This is a genomic window from Streptomyces hygroscopicus subsp. hygroscopicus, assembly GCF_030269125.1.
GTDB lineage: Bacteria > Actinomycetota > Actinomycetes > Streptomycetales > Streptomycetaceae > Streptomyces > Streptomyces hygroscopicus_C.
Genome location: NZ_BSSM01000001.1, coordinates 564,476 through 583,927 on the forward strand (window position 1 = coordinate 564,476; position 19,452 = coordinate 583,927).

Here is a 19,452-nt window from a genome sequence, read left to right on the forward strand (position 1 = left end):
AAAGGGCCCGCCGTCGTGGCGGGCCCTTTTCTTCTCTTCGCCCTGCCGCGCCCCCTGTCACACCTCCCGCAGCGCCTTCGCCACCGGGCCCTCGCCCGCGACCGTCACGCGGCCCGCGCGCAACGCGTCCGGAAGGGACAGGCGACCCTGGGCGATGGCCTCGCAGGTCCCGGTGTCCAGGGTGAGGTGGGCGTCCGGGGTGGTCGGGGAGGGCCCGTCGCCATAGGCCGGGGTGGCGGGTTCGGGGTCCGTGCGGAGGTGGAAGACGCCCTCGTCCAGGTGGACTTGGAGGAGGCCCGGGACCGAGAAGGGCGCCAGCGCGCGCAGCAGCGGGAGGGCGAACCAGTGGGCGCGGACGGCGTCCGTGGGGCGGCGGACGGCCAGTTCCGGTTCGCCCCACGCGCCCAGGGCCTGGAGCACGGGGAGCAACGCGCTTCCGCGGGGGGTCAGTTCGTAGACCGTGGCCGCGCCCGGCGGGGGCAGGCGGCGGCGGGTGGTGAGGCCGTCGCGTTCCATGTCCTTCAGCCGGGAGGCGAGGACGTCGGTGCTCACGCCGGGCAGGTCCGCGTGCAGATCCGTGTAGCGGCGCGGGCCGGCGAGCAGCTCCCGGACGATCAGCAGGGTCCAGCGGTCGCCGACGAGGTCGAGCGCGCGGGCTGCGGAGCAGTACTGGTCGTAGCTTCGGCGAGGTGGCATGCGCCTCAGTCTAGACGCGTTGTTGGACTTTCCAAGCTCCAGCTTGGTAAAACCAAGTAACACGAGTTCCCGGAGGGACGCATGGAGTTCCGGCAGTCGAACAAGCTCAGCGAGGTCTGTTACGAGATCCGCGGCCCGGTGATCGAGCACGCCAACGCGCTGGAGGAGGCGGGCCACAGCGTGCTGCGCCTGAACACCGGCAACCCGGCGGCCTTCGGGTTCGAGGCACCGGAGGAGATCCTCCAGGACATGATCCGGATGCTGCCGCGGGCCCACGGCTACACGGACTCCCGCGGCGTCCTCTCCGCCCGCCGCGCCGTCGCCCAGCGCTACCAGAACCTCGGCCTCGAAGTCGACGTGGACGACGTCTTCCTGGGCAACGGCGTCTCGGAGCTGGTCTCCATGGCCGTGCAGGCCCTCGTCGAGGACGGCGACGAGATCCTCATCCCCGCGCCGGACTTCCCGCTGTGGACCGCGGTGACCACGCTGGCCGGCGGCAAGGCCGTGCACTACCTGTGCGACGAGGGCTCCGACTGGAACCCGGACCTCCAGGACATGGCCTCGAAGATCACCGACCGCACCAAGGCCCTGGTCATCATCAACCCCAACAACCCCACCGGCGCGGTCTACCCGAAGGAGGTCGTCGAGGGCATCCTGGACCTCGCCCGCCGCCACGGCCTGATGGTCTTCGCCGACGAGATCTACGACCAGATCCTGTACGACGACGCCGTGCACCACTCGGCCGCCGCGCTCGCCCCCGACCTGGTCGTCCTCACCTTCTGCGGGCTGTCCAAGACCTACCGCGTCGCGGGCTTCCGCTCCGGCTGGCTGGTCGTCACCGGTCCCCGCGGGCACGCGAAGGACTACCTGGAGGGGCTGACCATGCTCGCCTCCATGCGGCTGTGCGCCAACGCGCCCGCCCAGTACGCCATCCAGGCCGCGCTGGGCGGCCGCCAGTCCATCCACGAACTCACCCGCCCCGGCGGGCGGCTGTACGAGCAGCGCGGCGTGGCCTGGGAGAAACTCAACGAGATCCCCGGCGTCTCCTGCGTCAAGCCCAAGGGCGCCCTGTACGCCTTCCCCCGCCTCGACCCCAAGGTGCACCGCATCCACGACGACGAGAAGTTCGTCCTGGACCTGCTGCTGCGCGAGAAGATCCAGGTCGTCCAGGGCACCGGCTTCAACTGGCCCTCCCCCGACCACTTCCGCATCCTCACCCTGCCCCAGGCCGACGACCTGGAGGCGGCGATCGGCAGGATCGGGCGGTTCCTCGGCGGGTACCGGCAGTGACGCGGGCAGGGGGGCGCGGTCGCCGGCACCGGCCGTCGCCGCGGCACCGGCGACCGCGCCCCGCCGCCCCGCTCCCAGCCGGCGGCCGCATCCGCTCCTAGGCCAGCACCCGCATCCGCCGCACCGGTCCCGCCCACAGCGCCAGCGGCGCCGCCAGGGCGACCACGGCGACCAGCCACAGGGCACCGCGCGTGCCCAGCCCGGCGGCCGCCGCGCCGGCGAGCAGAGAGCCGACCGGCACCGCGCCCCAGGACACGAACCGCACGGTGGCCATCACCCGGGGCAGCAGCTCCGGCGGTGTCACGGTCTGGCGGTGGGTGCGCGTCAGGATGCTCAGTACCACGACGCCCACGGTGAAGACGGCGTTCCCGAGACCGAAGACGAGCAGCCCCCACCCGCCTGAACTCAGCGGGAGCAGCACCAGCGCGACCGCCGCGACGAGCGTCGCCCAGCAGATCGCCCGCGCGCTGCCGAACCGGCGGGACAGCCTCGGCGTCAGCGCGGCGCCGACCAGGCTGCCCACCCCGTCGGTCGCCATCACCACGCCGACCAGGCCGACGGGCGTGCCCAGCGTGCGCACCAGGTACAGGGGCGTCAGCGCGATCAGCGTGCCGCACACGAAGTTCACCAGGGTCGCGGCGGTGACGCAGGGCCGGATCACGGGGTGCCGGGTGACGTAGCGCCAGCCCTCCGAGATCTGGCTCCAGGGCGAGCCGCCCGCCGTCGCGGCACGCTTGTTCCCCGGGCGCGGCACGGTGCACAGGACGGCCGCCGAGACGACGTAGCTGACGGCGTCGACCAGAAGGCTGGTCGCGGCGCCGCAGAACTGCACCAGCACGCCGCCGAGCGAGGGCGCGCCGAGCTGGGTGGCCGCACTGGAGCCCTGCAACAGGCTGTTGCGCGCGGTGAGTTCCTCCTTGCTCACGATGCTGGGCAGGAAGCTGGAGTTCCCGACGTCGAAGACGACACCGGCCAGACCGGTGACCAGGGTGACCACCACGAGCTGCCACAGCCGCAGGACCCCGAACGCCGCGGCGAGCGGTATCCACGCCATCGCCACCGCGCGGACCAGGTCCATGGCGATCTGCGTGCCGCGCAACGGCAGCCGCTGCACGAGGACTCCGGCGGGCAGCCCGATCGCCAGCCAGGCGGCGAAGCGCGCGGCCGGCAGCAGACTCACCTCGAACGCGCCGGCGTGCAGCGTCTCGATGGCCACCAGCGGCAGCGCCACCGTGGTCACGGCGTCACCGACACCACTGGCCGTCGATGCGGACCAGTAGCGCCAGAACAGGCCCGCCGTACCGGACTTGCGGGCTTTCGTCTCACTGCTCAGCTCGGCACGAGCCATGGCCACCTCTCCCCCGAAAGCCCGCAGTGGACCAGATCCCCCCTCCCCCCGCAGTAACGGGCGTCACACTCTCCGGCAGAGCACCAGACCGTTGTAGGCCAAGAATTGTGACGTTACGATCACCCACTGATCGATCTTGGTCTGGCGCGCTGCTTGGTTCGGGCTGGGACGACGTCCTCAGGGGGGAATGTCATGGCTGAAGAGCCGGCAAGCGAATCCCGCGCCGCGTTCGCGTGGCCGACCCGCAGCCGGGTCCGGACGGCCCACCTGCTCGCGGCCAAGGCGGCGGGCCACCGCTGGGCCATGCTCACCAGCTACGACCAGTACACCGCCGCCCTCTTCGACGCCGCGGGCATCCCCGTGCTCCTGGTGGGCGACTCCGCGGCCGACAACGTGCTCGGCCACGACACCACGATCCCGGTCACCGTCGACGAGATGCTGCCCCTGGTACGGGCGGTGACGCGCTCCGCCCCCCGCTCCCTGGTCGTCGCCGACCTGCCGTTCGGCTCCTACGAGGAGGACGGGAAGCAGGCCCTGCGCACGGCGGTCCGCTTCCTCAAGGAGGGCGGCTGCCAGGCCGTGAAGCTGGAGGGCGGACGCGACACGGCGCCGCAGGTCGCCCGACTCGTGCGCGCCGGCATCCCGGTGATGGCGCACATCGGGTTCACCCCGCAGAGCGAGCACCAGTTGGGGGGTTACCGGGTCCAGGGGCGCGAGGAGGGTGGCGAAGCCGTGCTCGCGGACGCACGAGCCGTCGTGGAGGCGGGCGCGTTCGCGGTCGTCCTGGAGATGGTCCCGGCGCGGCTGGCCGAGCGGCTCACCGCCGAGCTGTCCGTCCCCACCATCGGCATCGGCGCCGGCCCCTCCTGCGACGCGCAGGTGGCGATCTGGCAGGACTTGGCCGGACTGCGCACGGGACGGTCCCTGAGATTCGTGCGGCGTTACGCCGATGTCGCGGGCGAACTGGACCGCGCCGTGAGAGAGTTCGCCGCCGATGTCCACGGCGGCGCGTTCCCGGGACCGGAGCACTCGTTCGACTGACCGGCGGGTTCGCCCGACGAGGAGCGAACGACCGCCGAGGGAGGGCACGGCACGGCCGACTCGCCCACCGGGCCCCGTCCACCGACGGGTTCGGCCGACCGTGCGACGCACAGATGATTCGAGGAACATCATGTCCGTAGTCGCCCATCCCACCGACGAGCCGAACCCGGCCCGCCCGAGCGGTCCGGCACAGGAGTCCCCACCGGTCCGCGCCGGTGTCTTCGAGAACGGGACCTGGCGGCACGGCGAGCTGACCCACGAGGTGCGCAGCCCCTACGACGGCCGGCTGGTCGCCGTCGTCAGCCATGCCTCGGCCAAGGAGGTGTCGCGCGGACCTAGGTCCGCGAAGAGGCTTGCCGCCGCCGACCGCGCCCGGGTCCTGCGTGCCTGCGCCGAGGGGTTCGAGACCCGCAGGGCGGAGGTCGCCGCGTCCATCTGCGCCGAGATCGGCATGCCGGTGACCGATGCCGAGAAGGAGGTCGACCGCTCGGTCCGCTGGCTCCAGCTGGCGGCGGAGGCCGTGCACCACCTCGACGGCACCTCGACCCGGCTGTCCGGACCCGGCGGCGACCGGCTCGCGGTGACGACCCCGCAGCCGTACCGGCGGGTCCTGGCGATCACGCCGTACAACCGTCCGCTGGCCCAGCTGATCGTCAAGGTGGCCCCGGCGATGCTGGCGGGCGCGCCGATCACCCTCAAGCCGTCCGAACGGGCCAGTGCCAGCGCGGTGTCGGCGGTGGAGATCCTGCTCGACTGCGGGTATCCGCCCGAGTACCTCTCGCTGTGGACCGGCGGGCCGGAGGTGGCCCAGGCGCTGCTGGCCGATCCCGCGGTGGACTTCGTGGCGTTCACCGGCAGCGCGCGCGGCGCGGGGGCCGTGGCCGCGACGGCCGGGCCGCGGCCCGGCTGCTACGAGTTGGGCGATGTGGGCGCGCTGGTCGTGTGCGCCGACGCCGATCTGCCGGCCGCCGCCCGCGCGGCCGCCCAGGGGGCCTTCGGCAACGCGGGCCAGTCCTGCCGCGGGGTCAAGCGCGTCCTGGTCGCCGAGGACGTGGCCGAGGAGTTCGGCCGGCTGCTGGCCGAGGAGAGCGCCGCCTGGCGGGTGGGCGACCCCGCCGAGCGCACCACCCGGATCGGCACGCTCATCGACCCGGGCGCGGTGGAGCGGGTGCGGACGGCGGTGGAGGCGGCGGTCCGCGACGGCGCCGAGGTCGTGGCCGGCGGCGAGTACCGGGGGGCCCAGTGCTGGCCCACCGTCATCGGCAGGGTCGACCCGGGCGCCCGGTTGGTCACCGAGGAGTTCCTCGCCCCGCTGGCCCCCGTCGTCACCCTGACGGACCGCGCTCTGGACGACCTTCCCGACAGCTACCCGGGCGGCCTCCAGGTCGGCGTCTTCACCCGTGACCTCGACCGTGCCATGAACCTCGCGCAGCGGCTGCCGGTCGGCACGGTCGTCCTCGACGACGGCCCCCAGTACGACCATCCGCTGGCCCCCTTCGGCGGGGTGGGCCACAGCGGGCACGGCCGGGAGAGCGTGCTGTCGTCCGCGCGCAACATGTGCTTCGCCAAGACGATCGTCTTCCCCGCCCCGACCGAAGGACCTCGATGACCACCGGTGTCACCATCAACCTGCGCGCCGACGGCGGCCTGGAGCGGCGCGAACACCCCCTGCTGCCCCCGCGCCGGGGCGGGGCGCTGCTCGCGATCGAGCGGGCGAACGTGTGCGGCAGCGACGTCCACCTGTGGCGTGGCGGGCATCCGACGCTGCACGACTGTGTGCTCGGGCACGAGTTCGCGGGCCGGATCGTGGACACGGCGGGCACGAAGCTGCACGACGCGCGGGGCGAGCCGCTGACCGAGGGCGACCGGCTCGTGTGCTCGTACTTCCGGGTGTGCGGAACCTGCGAGATGTGCCGGCTCGGCCGGACCAACCTGTGCGAGGTCGCCTACGCCTCCTGGGGCCGCTCCAGCCTCGAACAGCCGTATTTCCGGGGCGCGTTCGCGAGCCACTACCAGCTGCACCCCGAGCAGTTCACCGTCAAGGTGCCAGACGCGCTGCCCAGTTCGCTCGCGGCCCTCGCCAACTGCGCGCTGGCGCAGGGGCTCGCGGTCGTGGACCGGATCCGCGCCGACGTGCTCGCGGGGCCGTGCCTGGTGATCGGGGCCGGCGCGCTCGGTCTGTCGGCCGTCGCGGGCGCTCCGGAGGGCACGTCCTGGGACGTGTACGACCGGGTCCCCGCGCGGCGCGCGAACGCGGAGCTGTTCCCCGGCGCCCGCGCGCTCGGGGAGCTGCCCCCGGCGGGCGGGACGCTCGACGGACACTACGACCTCGTCGTGGTCGCGGCGGGCACGCCGGAGGCGTTCGCGACGGCGCTGGAGCAGGTGCGGCCGGGCGGCCAGATCGTGATGATGGGCATCATCAACACCCGGGAGACCGACGCCGTGTCCATCCGGCCGGGCGTGCTGACCCGCAAGGGGATCACGGTCTCCAGCGCGATCCGCTACACCGTGCGCCACCTCGCCGCCGCCGTCGACCTCCTCTGCGGTGACACCCCGCTGCGCCGGCTCCCGCTCGCGGAGTTCGGCCTCGACGCGGTCGCGGACGCGCTGACGGCCGCCGAGCGGTGCGTCAGCGGCCGCGTGAGCCTGGTACCGGACGGGGGACCGCGATGATGCGCGCGGCACTCGGGAACCTCGCCCGCGACTGCGAGGCCACCCTGGCGGCCGAGATCGAGGCCGGCCGGGTCGGCGGCGGCGCGGCCTGTCTGCGCGATGTCGCGTCCGGCGAGCAGCACACGGTGTTCATGGGCCGCAACGCCCCCGACGGGCCCCCGGTGTCGCTGGACAGCGTCGTGCGCCTGTACTCGATGACCAAGCCGATGCTCGCGACGCTGGCCCTGCGCCTGATCGACGCGGGCCTGCTCCCCGGGCTCGACATGCGCGTGAGCGAGCTCGCCGCGGGCGTCGACGGCGTCCGGGTCCCGCCCACGATGACCCTGCGCCACCTGCTGACCATGTCCTCCGGCCTCGCCGGGTCGAAGGAGCACGAGCGGATGCAGCGGGTGTACCGGGCGGCGGGCGTCCTGCCGTACGACTACACCGAACGCGGGTACGGCACGGACGAGACCGACTTCCTGCGGCGTGTCCTCGGCTGCGAGCTGTCGGCCGCGCCCGGCGCCCAGTGGGAGTACGGGCGCTCGGCCGACGTGGCCGGGCTGCTGATCCAGCACCACCTCGGCACCCCGCTCGACGCGCTGTTCCGCGCGTACCTCTTCGAGCCGCTCGGGATGGCGTCGAGCGGGTTCTTCCTGCCGCCGGACCTCACCGCGGACGTGGTGCTCCAGCCGTTGGCCGATCCGCCGACCGGGGAATCGCTGGCCGATCTGCGGCGCACGAGCGGATTCCGGTCCGCGGGCAGCGGAGGGCTCGCGAGCCTGCGGGACTATCTGGCCTTCCTCCAGGCGGTGTTCTTCCCCGCGCCGGATTCCGCGTTCCTCAGCGAGTCCGCGCGGGTGGAACTGCTTTCGGACCAGATAGCCGGGCTGCACGACACCGGCCCCGACTACATTCCCGGACCCGGCTGGGGATTCGGCCTGAATTTCAAGATCTCGCCCCGGTACTGCGGACCCGGCACCGCGCGCCGCGCCGCCTGGCTCGGCCGGGCGGGCACCAGTTTCCTCGTCGATCTGGAGAATGAGTTGATCCTGCTGTTCGCCGCGCCCTCGTACGGGCGGACGAGAATCCTGCAAGCCACCTTCGCGGAACTCGCCGACCGGCATCTGCCGCAGGTGGCGAGCGCCCGATGACCACACCCCCCATCGTCGCGTTCATCGGTCTGGACGGCGCCGGCAAGAGCACCCAGATCGAGATGCTGAAGACCGCCTACGAGGCCCGTGGCCTCTCGGTGTTCGTGCACCCGAACCCGAGCCTTCAGGGGCTGTCGGCCCGGCTGGACGAGGTCGCCGTGGAGAACGGGTACGACGACCGGTTCGCGATGCTCGGACCCGACACGCACAAGGTCATGACGGCCGCCGTGAAGTGGATGGCCATGTCCTCGCTGGGCACCGCGCCCGAGGGCACGGACCTGATCATCGCGGACCGGTACGCGTACTGCCAGATCGCCGCCGCCGACGCGCTGGGCGCGAGCAACCGGTGGCTGATCGAGGGCCTGTTCCGGGGGCTGCCGGAGCCGACGCTCACGCTGTTCATGGACCTCGACCCGGAGCTGTCCGTGGCCCGGGTGAAGGCCCGGGACCCGCGGGAGTGGATCGACCACGGCTTCCTCACGCGCATGCGGGCCGCCTACGCCGCCCTTCCGCAGGCGTCGCGGTGGACCTGGATCGACGCCGACGCGACGTTCGAGGAGGTGCACCGGCGCGTGCTCGCGGCGGTCGAGGCGAAGCTGGGTGATCCGCGGTGAAGGTGGTCACCACGGCCGGGGAACTGGCCGCCGAGTGGGAGGCCGCGCGCCGGGCGGGCGCCGTCATCGGCTACGTGCCCACCATGGGAGCGCTGCACGAGGGGCACCTGAGCCTGGTCGGCCTCGCCCGCGAGGAGTGCGACCTGGTCGTCTGCAGCATCTTCGTCAACCCGCTCCAGTTCGGGCTCGACGAGGACTTCGAGTCGTACCCGAGGCCCGTGGAGCGCGATCTGGAACTCCTGAGGGACCGCGGCACCGACGTCGCGTTCCTGCCGAGCTGGACGGAGATCTTCCCCGGGCGCGAGCGCGTGCTGGACGACTTCGGCACCCATGTCTCCGTGCCCCGGCTGAGCCACCAGCTGTGCGGCCGCTCGCGCGAGGGCCATTTCGACGGCATGGTCACCGAGAGCCTGCTCTTCCTGAACCTGGTGCGGCCCGATCGCACGTACTGGGGCGAGAAGGACTTCCAGCAGCTGCGGATCATCGAGACGCTGGTCCGGGACATGCGGCTGCCGGTGACCGTGGTCCGGGGCGCCACGAGGCGTGAGCCCGACGGCCTCGCGATGTCCTCCCGCAACAAGAACCTCGACCCCGAGGCGCGTGCGACGGCTCCCCGGCTCCGCGGCGTCCTGGAGGACACGCGGGCCCGGGTGCGGTCGGGCGAGCCGCTGCCCGCCGTGCTGGCCGCCGGCCGGGAGCTGCTCGCCTCGCTGGGGTTCGCCGTCGAGTACCTGGTGGCCTGCGAGGAGGAGGCGCTGACCGAGGTGGGGTCCGTGGGCGGGCCGGTTCCCGTGCGGCTGTTCGCGGCCGCGCGGCTCGGTGGCGTACGACTGCTCGACAACATCCCGCTGACCGGGGCGGACCATGGCTGAGCTGGCGACCGAACCGATCGTCTACTCCTTCACCGACCACCGTGTGTACCGGGACGAGTCACCGCTGGTGATCGCCGAGGGCGAGGGCATCCGCGTCCGGGACACCGCCGGGAAGGAGTACATCGACGCGCTGTCCGGGCTGTGGCACGCCAACCTCGGCTTCTCGGACGCGGAGCTGATCGAGGCCGCCACCTCGGCCTACCGGCGGCTCCCGGCGTTCCCCTGCGCGTTGGGCCGGGGCAGCGTCGAGACGGAGGCGCTGGCGCACGAGTTGCTCGCCGCCGCCGGAGGGCGCTTCAGCTCGGTGTACTTCGCGGCCTCGGGGTCCGAGGCGGTCGAGTCGGTGCTCAAGTTCCTGTGGCTGGCGAGCAACGCGCGGGGGACGCCGTCCAGGAAGCTGGTCGTCACCCGGGACTCCGGCTTCCACGGCACCACCCTCGGCGCCGCCTCGCTGGCCGGCATCCCGAACCAGCACGCCGGGTTCGACCTGCCGCTGCCCTTCACCGTCCGGGTGCCCCGGGCGCACTACTACCGCGACCACCTCGACGGCGAGTCGCCGGAGGAGTACGTCGACCGGATCGTGCGGGCCACCCGCGCCCGCATCGAGGAGGCGGGCCCCGAGAACGTGGCCGCCATGGTCGCCGAGCCGGTCATGGCGGCGGGCGGCGTCCTGGTGCCGCCGGACGGGTACTGGCCCGCGATGGACCGGCTCCTCTCCGGCCTGGGGATCCCGCTGGTGGCCGACGAGGTCGTCTGCGGGTTCGGGCGGCTCGGGCCGCTCTTCGGGCACCAGCGCTTCGGGCTGCGGCCGGCGGCGGTGACGGTGGCCAAGGGCATCACCGCGGGGTACGCCCCGCTCGGCGCGGTCCTGCTCGGCGCGGACCTCACCGGATCCGTCGCCGCGGCGGCCGAGTCGTACGGTGTGCTCGGGCACGGCTCGACCTTCGGCGGCCACCCGGTCGCCGCCGCCGTCGCCCGCGCCAACCTGCGCGCCCTCGGCGAGCGCGGCATCGAGGGGCGCGTCATCGAGCTGGAGGCGGCGCTGCGCACCTCCCTGGAGGGCCTGCTGGACCTGCCCGCGGTCGGGGAGGTGCGGTGCCTCGGCGGGCTCGCCGCGGTGGAGCTGATGGCCGACGGCGCCGGGCGGCGGCCCTTCGACCCGGAGCGCCGCATCGGCCGGCGGGTGGCGCGCAAGGCCCGTGAACTCGGGCTGATCGTCCGCGACCTGGGGGACGTCCTGGCCCTGTGTCCCCCCTTGATCACCAGTGCGGGCGACGTCGGTGAGATCGCCGTCCGGCTGCGCGACGCCATCACGGCCACCCTGAAGGAGGAGACATGACGCAACTCCCGGACAAGGCCCGTGCCTGGGACCTGGTCAGCGGCAGCTACTGGAACTCCGGCTACTACGGCGGTCCCGCACCCGAACACGAGGAGATCCTGCGGGGGTTGATGCGCGCCGGGGCCCCGACGGCCGTGGTCGGAGCCAGCACCGTCTCGCTCTCCAAGGCCGCCCAGGAGGCCGGCGCCGACCTCCATGTGCTCGACTTCGCCCCGGGCATCCTGCGGGAGGCCGGCGAATGGCTCGGGCTGCCCGGGGACCGCCGGCACCTCGTGGACGTGACCGGCCCGCTGCCCGAGCTGCTGCGCGGCGGGTACGACCTCGTCCTCGCCGACCGGCTCGTGAACCGGTTCAGCGCCGCCGACCTGCCCGCCGGCCTGCGCGGACTGCGCGATCTGGTGGCTCCGGGCGGCACGCTCGCCCTCACCGTCCGCTTCGGCTGGTACGACCGCGACCGGCAGATCCACGACGCCCTCACCCCGGCCGAACAGAAGCTGTTCTGGCGGCCCGACGTGGGCGAGATCGACTACGCGACGCTGCCCGACCGGGACATCCCCCTGCCCACCTGGGGCGGGATCTCCGGCCGGGTCATGCGCGACCACCTCCGCGGCAGGGGCCGCGAGGCCCGGTTCCACCGGGACGAGCTGCTGGCCATGGTGGCCGACCTGGGCGGCCTGCGCCGCACGGACGTCGTCGAGGCCACGAACGGCACCGCTCTCGTCGTCCTCGGGAAGGCCGCCCTCAGGGAAGGGGAGCACCATGACACCGCCTGACGCGCCGCAGGAGATCCTCACCGAGCCGGTCACCGGCCCCACGGCGTGGACGACCGCGGATCTGCCCGCCCCGGAGGGCGTGGTGCACGAACTCACACCGGCGCACCTGGACGAAACAGCCGCCCTCGTCAAGGCGTTGCGGGACGCGCCGCTCCCGCTCCTCGCGGACCGCGGACCCTGGCGCGCCCTCGCCCGGCAGACCATGCCCACCCTGTCCGACCTGGCGCACAGCACGGCCCACCGCACCGAGACCCACATCGGCACGGCCGTCCTGCGCGGCCTGCCGGTGGCGGATCTCGCGCCGGACGAGATCCGCGGCCTGTACCGCGCGCTCGGCGCGGTGATGGGCACCGCCGTCTCGCAGAACACCCGGGGGGAGTACATCGCCGACGTGCGCGACTACGGCAACGGCGGCCTGGACGACAGCACGGTGCGCGGTCACCAGACCACCTCCGCGCTGCGCTTCCACTCGGACGACGGGGACCTCGCCCTGCTGCTGTGCGTACGGCCCGCCGAGAACGGCGGCACCTCGCTGATCGCCAGCGCCATGACGATCTACAACGAACTGCTGCGCCGGGCCCCGCACCTCCTGGGGCTCTACTACAACGGGTTCGTCTACGAGAACCGCGACGAGGAGGACCCGCCGGCCTACCGCAACGCCGTCTTCGGCTACTACCACGGACAGTTGACGTGCCGCTACTTCCTGCGGGACTACGTGGACTCCTCCCCGTCCGTGACGTCCGTGCCCGTGAGCGACCTGGAGCGCTACGCCCTCGACCTGTTCGAGGCGCTCGCCCAGCGGCCCGGAGCCGCCACCGAGTACGCCCTGCGGGCCGGTGACCTCCAGCTGGTGAACAACAACGTCGTGGTGCACGCGCGCCGTTCGTTCAGCGACGCCGCCGGGGGCGGGGGCAGGCTGCTGCTGCGGCAGTGGGTCAATCTCGACGGGGGACGGCGGTTCCCGACGACGCTGTGCCGCCACCGCTACGGGATGCGGAAGAAGCCCGATGAGCGCGGTTGAGCGCCGGCTGCTGGTCACCGCCCCGCTCCCCGGGCTGCCCGCCGCGTTGCCCGCGGGCCTGGCCCTGGCGCAGTGGCCGGGCGGGGACCGCGGGAGTCTGCTGCGGGCGGCGGCCGGGAGCACCGCGGTGCTGGTGACGGCCAACGAGCCGGTGGACGAGGCGCTGCTCCGGGCGGCGGGCCCCGGCCTGCGGGTGGTGGGCACGTACTCCACGGGGGTGGACCACATCGCGGTGGAGGCGTGCCGGCGCGCGGGGGTCCGGGTCGTCACGGCGGCGGGCGCCCTCGCCCCGGCCGTCGCGGAGCACACGCTCGGACTGCTGCTGGCCTGTGCCCGGCGGATCGTGGAGGCGGACCGGTTCGTCAGGTCCGGCGCGGACTGGCGCTGGGAGGCCGACGCCTTCCTCGGCACCCAGTTGCACGGCCGCCGCCTCGGCGTCCTCGGCCTGGGCGCCATCGGCTCCGAAGTCGCCCGCCGGGCCCAGGCGTTCGGCATGGAGGTGCACGGCCTGCCGCACCGCCCGGACGCGCCGCTCCCGCCCGGCGTGACACCGCACCGGGACCTGGCCGGGCTGATGCGGGTGAGCGACTTCCTGACGGTCCACGTCCCGCTCACCCCCCGCACCGACCGGCTCGTCGACAAGTCGATGCTCGCCGAGCTCCCGCCCGGCGCGATCGTGGTGAACACCTCGCGCGGCCGGGTGCTGGACCAGTCGGCGCTCCTCGAACTGCTCGCGGCCGGGCACCTGGGCGGCGTCGCGCTCGATGTCTACGAGGACGAGCCACACGTCCCCGCCGAGCTGCGGCGCGATCCGCGCGCGGTGCTCACCCCGCACATCGCGAGCGCGACCACGGTGGCGCGCCGGAGCATGACGGCGACGGTGCTCGGGAGGATCGGGGCGGCTCTGCGGGGATGAGCACCGCTCAGTCCCCCAACTGCTCCAGCAGTGCGAATCCGCTGCGGTCCAACTGGTAGAACACCTGCCCCCCGAGCCGCTGCCGCCACACCACCCCCGCCTCCGTCAGCACCCCCAGATGCTGGGAGACGGTGCTCTTCGCGAGGCCGAGGGACTGGGCGACCACGGTCGTGGTCTTCGGCACCTGGAGGGCCCTGATGATCTTCGCGCGGCCGCCGCCGATCAGCAGGGCCAGCCGGTCGGTGTCCGGCTCGGGGGGCTTGTCGTGGGTGACGGAGTGCAGGAAGCCGGTCGCCCTGGCCTGGTAGGACATGGCGGTGACGTGCTCGTCCGAGGTGAAGATGCGCGTCACGGCGGAGAACACGCTGGGCACGAGCACCAGCTTGGACCGCTGCACGTCCCGGCTGAGGTCCAGGTGGTACGGCGCGGTCAGCCGGGGCCGCTGCCACAGCACCCGGCCCTCCAGCTCGGCCAGCATCGCCTCCGGCCCGTTGACGGCCAGGGTCCGGCCCCGGAACAGGACCTCCTCCTCCAGGCAGGTGCGGATGGCGGCCCAGTAGGGGTTCAGCGCCCGGTCCCAGTACTCCTCGACGAGTCCGGCGACCCGCTGGGCCTCGGCGTCCTCGCCCGCGCCGCATCGCCGTCGCAGGAAGTCGAGTTCCTCCTGGAGCGAGGCGCGGGCAGGGTCGGGGACGTAGGCGCGCGCGTCCCGCAGGAACGGGGACCCCCGCCGGTGGACGAGGGCTACGACGGTGTCCATCAGCTTCGGCGGCACCGCGCGCCGGGTCTGCCGTACCCAGGCCGTGTACGGCGTGGGCACGGCACCCCGGTAGCGCGCGAGGAGCGCCAGGCTGCCGAGGGTCTCCCACAGCGGGCTGAGGGCCAGCCGGATCGAGCGCAGGCTCTCGTCGTCGACGTCCAGGCGGATCATGACGGGCGCGGGGCCGCGGGGCGTCTCACCACTGGAAGATCCCGCTGTCGTCCTGGTCCATGAGGAACTCCACGACGTCGGGCAGGGCCTCCGCGGGGTCGATGCCGTACTCCTCGGCGAGCCCCTCGGCGATGTCCGTGACCGTGCGATCGCCGTCGGCCAGCCGGTAGATCAGCTCGGCGGCGCCGGACAGCAGGACCGCCTGGTCGCGGTAGCCGAGCAGCAGTCCGTCCGCGACCCGGCGGATGCGGATGCCGAGGGTCCTGCGGGGGACGTCCAGCGGGCCGGGCCGGCCGCTCATGAGACCTCCACCCGCATCGCTATGTCCTGGCAGATGGTGAGGACGCGGTTGATCCAGGGGCGGGGGTCCTCGGGGTCGTAGTCCCGCATGGTCTCCAGCGCCCAGTAGTCCTCGAAGGACAGGGCGTCGGGCCGGGCGGCCCGGAAGCGCTGGGGGCGCCACTTGGGGGACTGGCTGCCGAACTGGCCGTGTCCTTCGAGGAGCGCGTCGACGCTGGAGCCGAGGGCGGCGCGCGCGGAGAGGGTGGCGCTCTCCAGGTTGCCGGACTTCATCTGCCCGAGCGCGTCCTCGACGCAGTTGTCGGAGGCACCCAGCGAGCGGGCGATCATGAAGGAACGGAAGGCGGACTCGGCGAGCTGCTTCGACCGGGCCTCGAACCACTCGGCCCCCTCAAGGATCACGCGGCTGTCCAGGCGGCCGAGCGCCAGCTCCTCCCGGGCGGCCAGCACCCGGGCCGGCGCGACGCCCCGGTTGTACTCGTCCTCGGAGACCTTGGCGAGCATCTGGTCGTAGTGGCTGTCCAGCCAGTACGTCACCTCCCAGCGCCGCTCCTCCAGATAGAACGACTGGCTGCGCACCCGGGGAGGGTTGAGCGGGAGCGTGATGCTCGACTGACCGGGAAGGTCGGGCTCCCGCGAGGTGACGACGTAGAAGTCGTAGTCGCTGCGCTCGTTGTGCCAGCCGTGCGCCACCGAGCCGACGAGGGAGACCGCGAGGGTGTCCTCCGGAATCAGCTGTCGCTCCCGAAGGACCCGCAGCCACTGGCCAGAATCGTTCTCCTGCACCCGAACACCCCTCGTTCGCAACGCCGTTGCCAGACCCCGGACATGGGAGTGCGGTGATCATAGACCGCCGAGGGCCCCCTGGCACGGTGCGGTGTTCGGCGAGAACCGAATCCGTGGGCCGCCCGACCGTACTCGGTTACTGTGATCGCCAGCCGGGCTGAAGTGGCCTGAAAACGGGCCGCCGCTTCCCGCTGATTTCTCCGGTGGACACGACGAGTTGCTGGAGGGAGGTGGGCCGGAATGCAGAAGTACACCAAGCCGACGACGAAGACCGTCAGCCAGGGCACCTCTCTGATGATTCTCGCCTGACACAAGACGAGCGGGTGGGGGCTTCGCGCGTCGGGGCCCCCACCCTCGCCCGGACCGCTCACGGCGCCGGGCGGTGGCCCGAGGAACAAGACATGTGTGGAATAGCGGGAATTGCCCGTCTGGGCAGCCGGACGCTCGGCGCCGGGACGGACGCCGTGCTCGATCGACTGGCCGACATCCTCGATCACCGGGGACCCGACGAGCGGGAGATCCTCCGCGACGACGCGGTGGGACTGGTCTTCACCCGGCTGGCCCTGGTCAACCCGGAGGACGGCAGCCAGCCGCTGGTCAGCGACGACGGCTCACTGGTGCTCGTGGCCAACGGCGAGGTCTACAACCACCGGGAACTGGCCGCCTCGCTGCCCGGTGGCGTACGGATGAAGACCGGCTCGGACTGCGAGGTCCTGCTCCACCTGTACCGCGAGCACGGACTGGACTTCCTGCGTGACGTGCGCGGCATGTTCGCCCTCATCCTGTGGGACCGGGCCAGGAACCAACTGGTGCTCGCCCGGGACCGCTTCGGCATCAAGCCCCTCTACTACCACCGCGACGACGCGCGCATCGTCCTCTCCTCGGAGATCAAGGGCCTGTTCGCCGATCCCGCCACACCCCGGCGCTTCGACTGGGAAGGGGCCCTCGCCACGCCCCTGCTGGCCTCCGCCGCCACCTTCAACGACGCGCCCGTGTGCACCTGGTTCGAGGGCGTCGAGCTGGTCCCGGCGGCCACCATCGAGCACATCGACCTGGCCGACGGCCGTACCACGCGGCACCGTTACTGGGAGCTGCCGAACGACGCCGACGAGGGCGCGGACGCCGAGGAGTTCATCGGGCGGTACGGCGAACTCCTGGAGCAGTCCGTCCAGGAGTGCGTCACGGCCGACACCGAGCTGGGGCTGTTCCTCTCCGGCGGCATCGACTCGTCCGCCGTGCTCGCGCTGGCCGGGGACAAGCGCGCGGGCATGCACACCTTCACGGCGCTCACCGGCGGCACCTTCGACAACGGGGACGCGGAGCACGCCGCCTGGATCGCGCGCGAGCTGGGTGTGCCGAACCACCAGGTGCTCTTCCCGCCGGACCATGTGCCGACCCCGGACGAGTGGCTGCGGCTGCTGTGGCTCACGGAGACCCCGATGTGCGGTCCCGAGGTGTACTACAAGCACGAACTGCACCGCTTCGCCCGCGAGGCCCGGCCCGGACTGCGGGGCATGCTCCTCGGCGCGGCCAGCGACGAGTTCAACGGGGGCTACGCGCGGGACATGGGCGCGCGGGACTGGCCGTCCTTCATGGGCGTCCTCTCCCTCCTCGACCGCGGCACCCGCCTCGCGCGCCGCCCGGCCGCGCGGCACTGGTGGGCGCAGGAGCCGTACTTCGTCTCCGAGAAGGCCGTCGACGGGCTGGAGCCGGACGGCGACCGGATCTACCGCGCGTACCTCGACTCCGAGTACCGGCAGATCCAGCAGTACAACGTGTGGCACGAGGACCGTACGGCGGCCGGCAGCGGGATCGAGGCCCGGGTGCCCTTCCTGGACCACCGCCTGGTCGAGCTGTGCGCGCGCGTACCGGAGCGGCTGCGGCCCGAACTCCTGTGGGACAAACGGATACTGAGGCAGGCGGTCGGGCGCCGGCTGCCGAAGCGGATCGCCGAGCGGCCCAAGGTCCCCTTCTTCTACGGCGACGGGACGTACCACTCCTACCGCATGCTGGTCCGGCTGATGCGCGCGGACTCGGGCGCCCTCGTGGAGCGGGCGCTCGCCGCGCCAGGCGCGGCGGACTTCATCGACGGGGACCGGGTGCGCGCCCACCTCGCCGGGATCGGCGAGGGCAGGACCGACTCGCCGTCCGTGGAGATGCTGATGCGCGTCCTGAACATGGGTCTGCTCGCGGAGCTGGCCGTGCACGCGCCGCGTCTGGAGGACAGGTCCGCGGGACCGGTGCTCCAGGAGATCACCGGCGGGGCCCCGGTGTCCGGTGCCGTGACCGACCTTCCCGAGCTGCCCGGCGAGCGGGTGCCCGCGTTCGCGGAGAACGTGCTGCTGCTCACCGATCCGGCGGGTTCCGACTGGTACCTGGTCAAGGACGGCGAGATCGAGTTCGTGCTCCGGACGGGCTCGCCGACCCTGGAGGTGCTGCGGGCGGTGGACGGCAAGAGCCCGCTGGCCGACCTGCTGGCGCCCGTGGGGGAGGAAGGGGAGCAGGAGGCGCGCACCGACGTGGGCAATCTGCTCGACCTCGGATTCCTGGCCTGGGCCGGCTGATGTACCGGGAGCGGGCGACCGAGCCGCTCCTCGCGGCACGGGACGCGGGGCGGGCGCGCGGCGACGGCTACACCAGCGGCTTCGGCCGCTGGGACCGTCTCGCGGGGGTGCGCAACCGGCCCCAGCGGTCGTTCGCCGAACCCGGACCGCTCTGCTTCCCGCCCGAGCTGTACCCGGTCGCGACGCACCCCCTGGTGACGGCCGGTGGTCCGGAGCGGGTGGAGTGGCTGCTGCTGCGCCGGCTCCACGACTACCTGGACTTCACCACCCAGCTCGAAGCGCTCGCGGTGATCCCGGTGGTGACCGCGATCAGCGGGGGCCGCTCGGGGCTGGACCTGCCGGAGGGCATGCGGGCGGACGCGTTCAAGATCATGACGGACGAGGCGTGGCACGCGCAGACCTCGTACGACTTCGCGCAAGCGGTGGCGCGCGCGACCGGGGTGCCCGCCGAGCGGCCGGACGGCGGCGGCCCGCCCGCGTTCACGCGGCGGCTGGACGCCGTCCGGGACCGCCTGCCCGCCGGGCTCAGGGGCGTCGAGGCGCTGGTCTTCGCGATCGTGAGCGAGACCCTGATCTCCGGGATCCTCGCCCAGATCCCCCGGGACGAACGGCTGCCCGGCTCCCTGCGGGAGCATGTGCGGGACCACGCCGAGGACGAGGGGCGCCACCACGTCTACTTCCGTGCCGTGCTCCGCCACCTGTGGGCCGCCCTGACGCCGGCCGAGCGCGGGGCCGTGGGACCGCACGTCCCCGCGGCGATCCACGCGTTCCTCGCGCCCGACCTCGCGCGGGCGGCCGGGGATCTGCGGACGCTGGGACTGCCGGAGCCGGTCGTCGAGCAGGTCGTCGCGGAATCCTGGCCCGAGGAGCGGGTCGTACGGGAGATGGCCGGGGCCGCGCGTTCCCTCGTCCGCTATTTCGCCGAGGCCGGGGCGCTCGACGATCCGGCCACCCGGGACTCCTTCGAAACGGCCGGACTCCTCAGCCTGGATTGACAGTTCGGTGCATTCCCGGCTTCCCGGGGCGGCGTTTTCGATCTTGACAGATGATGTTCTGGCGTGATCACATGCTCGTCATTTGACCGCCCCTGTGCTGCTTCAACTGACGTCTGAACGATGGATTCCTCGTGATGGACGGCGTCCAGGGCGCTCTTCG

At 72.9% G+C, this 19,452-nt stretch carries 18 protein-coding genes; 13 read left to right on the forward strand and 5 right to left on the reverse strand.

Annotated features, from left to right (window positions below; genetic code table 11):
* Positions 1-57: 57 nt before the first annotated feature.
* Complete coding sequence (locus QSK45_RS02365; RefSeq protein WP_285552682.1) at positions 58-696, reverse strand: winged helix-turn-helix transcriptional regulator; 639 nt, start codon at positions 694-696, stop codon at positions 58-60.
* A gap of 81 nt (positions 697-777) precedes the next feature.
* Here QSK45_RS02365 and QSK45_RS02370 point away from each other — a divergent pair, with 81 nt between their 5' ends.
* A complete protein-coding gene (locus tag QSK45_RS02370) occupies positions 778-1,986 on the forward strand; it encodes a pyridoxal phosphate-dependent aminotransferase (RefSeq protein ID WP_285552684.1) in 1,209 nt (402 codons plus the stop codon).
* A gap of 97 nt (positions 1,987-2,083) precedes the next feature.
* Here the strand turns inward: QSK45_RS02370 and QSK45_RS02375 are convergent, their stop codons facing one another.
* The gene (locus tag QSK45_RS02375; protein ID WP_285552686.1) at positions 2,084-3,334 is read right to left on the reverse strand and encodes an MFS transporter; all 1,251 of its coding nucleotides are present in this window, start codon (positions 3,332-3,334) and stop codon (positions 2,084-2,086) included.
* Between the two features lie 192 nt (positions 3,335-3,526).
* Here QSK45_RS02375 and panB point away from each other — a divergent pair, with 192 nt between their 5' ends.
* The 10 genes from panB to QSK45_RS02425 all read left to right on the forward strand — a co-directional run bounded on the left by panB (position 3,527) and on the right by QSK45_RS02425 (position 13,716).
* Positions 3,527-4,375 carry a 3-methyl-2-oxobutanoate hydroxymethyltransferase gene (gene panB / locus QSK45_RS02380; protein WP_285552689.1) on the forward strand — a complete coding sequence of 283 codons (849 nt, stop codon included), beginning with the start codon at positions 3,527-3,529 and terminating at the stop codon, positions 4,373-4,375.
* A gap of 130 nt (positions 4,376-4,505) precedes the next feature.
* Positions 4,506-5,984, forward strand: coding sequence for an aldehyde dehydrogenase family protein (locus tag QSK45_RS02385; protein ID WP_285552691.1), 1,479 nt, complete (start codon positions 4,506-4,508; stop codon positions 5,982-5,984).
* On the forward strand, positions 5,981-7,048 hold the full coding sequence (locus QSK45_RS02390; protein ID WP_285552693.1) for an alcohol dehydrogenase catalytic domain-containing protein: 1,068 nt from the start codon (positions 5,981-5,983) through the stop codon (positions 7,046-7,048). Before QSK45_RS02385 ends, QSK45_RS02390 begins: the two co-directional genes overlap by 4 nt.
* Positions 7,048-8,181, forward strand: a complete 1,134-nt coding sequence (locus tag QSK45_RS02395; RefSeq protein WP_285552695.1) for a serine hydrolase domain-containing protein — start codon at positions 7,048-7,050, stop codon at positions 8,179-8,181. The genes QSK45_RS02390 and QSK45_RS02395 overlap by 1 nt, the downstream gene beginning before the upstream one ends.
* Positions 8,178-8,795 carry a dTMP kinase gene (locus QSK45_RS02400; RefSeq protein WP_285552697.1) on the forward strand — a complete coding sequence of 206 codons (618 nt, stop codon included), beginning with the start codon at positions 8,178-8,180 and terminating at the stop codon, positions 8,793-8,795. The genes QSK45_RS02395 and QSK45_RS02400 overlap by 4 nt, the downstream gene beginning before the upstream one ends.
* Positions 8,792-9,667 carry a pantoate--beta-alanine ligase gene (gene panC / locus QSK45_RS02405; RefSeq protein WP_285552699.1) on the forward strand — a complete coding sequence of 292 codons (876 nt, stop codon included), beginning with the start codon at positions 8,792-8,794 and terminating at the stop codon, positions 9,665-9,667. Before QSK45_RS02400 ends, panC begins: the two co-directional genes overlap by 4 nt.
* Complete coding sequence (locus QSK45_RS02410) at positions 9,660-11,006, forward strand: aminotransferase class III-fold pyridoxal phosphate-dependent enzyme (RefSeq protein WP_285552701.1); 1,347 nt, start codon at positions 9,660-9,662, stop codon at positions 11,004-11,006. Before panC ends, QSK45_RS02410 begins: the two co-directional genes overlap by 8 nt.
* Positions 11,003-11,779 (forward strand): class I SAM-dependent methyltransferase, encoded by a 777-nt coding sequence (locus QSK45_RS02415; protein ID WP_285552702.1) that lies wholly within the window; start codon positions 11,003-11,005, stop codon positions 11,777-11,779. Before QSK45_RS02410 ends, QSK45_RS02415 begins: the two co-directional genes overlap by 4 nt.
* The gene (locus tag QSK45_RS02420; protein WP_285552703.1) at positions 11,766-12,800 is read left to right on the forward strand and encodes a TauD/TfdA family dioxygenase; all 1,035 of its coding nucleotides are present in this window, start codon (positions 11,766-11,768) and stop codon (positions 12,798-12,800) included. Before QSK45_RS02415 ends, QSK45_RS02420 begins: the two co-directional genes overlap by 14 nt.
* Positions 12,787-13,716 carry a 2-hydroxyacid dehydrogenase gene (locus QSK45_RS02425; protein ID WP_285552705.1) on the forward strand — a complete coding sequence of 310 codons (930 nt, stop codon included), beginning with the start codon at positions 12,787-12,789 and terminating at the stop codon, positions 13,714-13,716. The genes QSK45_RS02420 and QSK45_RS02425 overlap by 14 nt, the downstream gene beginning before the upstream one ends.
* Positions 13,717-13,723: 7 nt before the next feature.
* Here the strand turns inward: QSK45_RS02425 and QSK45_RS02430 are convergent, their stop codons facing one another.
* Genes QSK45_RS02430 through QSK45_RS02440 form a run of 3 tightly spaced genes read right to left on the reverse strand, consistent with a single transcriptional unit; the run spans position 13,724 to position 15,733 of the window.
* Complete coding sequence (locus tag QSK45_RS02430; protein WP_285552707.1) at positions 13,724-14,647, reverse strand: winged helix-turn-helix domain-containing protein; 924 nt, start codon at positions 14,645-14,647, stop codon at positions 13,724-13,726.
* A 25-nt stretch (positions 14,648-14,672) separates the two neighbouring features.
* Entirely contained in the window at positions 14,673-14,948 is a 276-nt protein-coding gene (locus QSK45_RS02435) for a PqqD family protein (protein WP_285552709.1), read from the reverse strand.
* Complete coding sequence (locus QSK45_RS02440; RefSeq protein ID WP_285552712.1) at positions 14,945-15,733, reverse strand: hypothetical protein; 789 nt, start codon at positions 15,731-15,733, stop codon at positions 14,945-14,947. The genes QSK45_RS02435 and QSK45_RS02440 overlap by 4 nt, the downstream gene beginning before the upstream one ends.
* 401 nt (positions 15,734-16,134) lie before the next feature.
* Between QSK45_RS02440 and asnB the strand changes: the two genes are divergently transcribed.
* Both asnB and QSK45_RS02450 read left to right on the forward strand, forming a co-directional pair.
* Positions 16,135-18,297 carry an asparagine synthase (glutamine-hydrolyzing) gene (asnB, locus tag QSK45_RS02445; protein WP_285552717.1) on the forward strand — a complete coding sequence of 721 codons (2,163 nt, stop codon included), beginning with the start codon at positions 16,135-16,137 and terminating at the stop codon, positions 18,295-18,297.
* Positions 18,297-19,292 carry a diiron oxygenase gene (locus tag QSK45_RS02450; protein ID WP_285552719.1) on the forward strand — a complete coding sequence of 332 codons (996 nt, stop codon included), beginning with the start codon at positions 18,297-18,299 and terminating at the stop codon, positions 19,290-19,292. The genes asnB and QSK45_RS02450 overlap by 1 nt, the downstream gene beginning before the upstream one ends.
* The last annotated feature ends 160 nt before the right edge of the window (positions 19,293-19,452 follow it).

What these genes read in the sequence shown, in the direction of transcription:
- QSK45_RS02365 (WP_285552682.1), bottom strand. Translation starts at nt 696, where the DNA reads ATGCCACCTCGCCGAAGCTACGACCAGTACTGCTCCGCAGCCCGCGCG.
- QSK45_RS02430 (WP_285552707.1), bottom strand. Translation starts at nt 14,647, where the DNA reads ATGATCCGCCTGGACGTCGACGACGAGAGCCTGCGCTCGATCCGGCTG.
- QSK45_RS02390 (WP_285552693.1), top strand. Translation starts at nt 5,981, where the DNA reads ATGACCACCGGTGTCACCATCAACCTGCGCGCCGACGGCGGCCTGGAG.
- QSK45_RS02410 (WP_285552701.1), top strand. Translation starts at nt 9,660, where the DNA reads ATGGCTGAGCTGGCGACCGAACCGATCGTCTACTCCTTCACCGACCAC.
- asnB (WP_285552717.1), top strand. Translation starts at nt 16,135, where the DNA reads ATGTGTGGAATAGCGGGAATTGCCCGTCTGGGCAGCCGGACGCTCGGC.
- QSK45_RS02400 (WP_285552697.1), top strand. Translation starts at nt 8,178, where the DNA reads ATGACCACACCCCCCATCGTCGCGTTCATCGGTCTGGACGGCGCCGGC.
- QSK45_RS02415 (WP_285552702.1), top strand. Translation starts at nt 11,003, where the DNA reads ATGACGCAACTCCCGGACAAGGCCCGTGCCTGGGACCTGGTCAGCGGC.
- QSK45_RS02425 (WP_285552705.1), top strand. Translation starts at nt 12,787, where the DNA reads ATGAGCGCGGTTGAGCGCCGGCTGCTGGTCACCGCCCCGCTCCCCGGG.
- panB (WP_285552689.1), top strand. Translation starts at nt 3,527, where the DNA reads ATGGCTGAAGAGCCGGCAAGCGAATCCCGCGCCGCGTTCGCGTGGCCG.
- QSK45_RS02435 (WP_285552709.1), bottom strand. Translation starts at nt 14,948, where the DNA reads ATGAGCGGCCGGCCCGGCCCGCTGGACGTCCCCCGCAGGACCCTCGGC.
- QSK45_RS02370 (WP_285552684.1), top strand. Translation starts at nt 778, where the DNA reads ATGGAGTTCCGGCAGTCGAACAAGCTCAGCGAGGTCTGTTACGAGATC.
- QSK45_RS02385 (WP_285552691.1), top strand. Translation starts at nt 4,506, where the DNA reads ATGTCCGTAGTCGCCCATCCCACCGACGAGCCGAACCCGGCCCGCCCG.
- QSK45_RS02395 (WP_285552695.1), top strand. Translation starts at nt 7,048, where the DNA reads ATGCGCGCGGCACTCGGGAACCTCGCCCGCGACTGCGAGGCCACCCTG.
- QSK45_RS02450 (WP_285552719.1), top strand. Translation starts at nt 18,297, where the DNA reads ATGTACCGGGAGCGGGCGACCGAGCCGCTCCTCGCGGCACGGGACGCG.
- QSK45_RS02420 (WP_285552703.1), top strand. Translation starts at nt 11,766, where the DNA reads ATGACACCGCCTGACGCGCCGCAGGAGATCCTCACCGAGCCGGTCACC.
- QSK45_RS02375 (WP_285552686.1), bottom strand. Translation starts at nt 3,334, where the DNA reads ATGGCTCGTGCCGAGCTGAGCAGTGAGACGAAAGCCCGCAAGTCCGGT.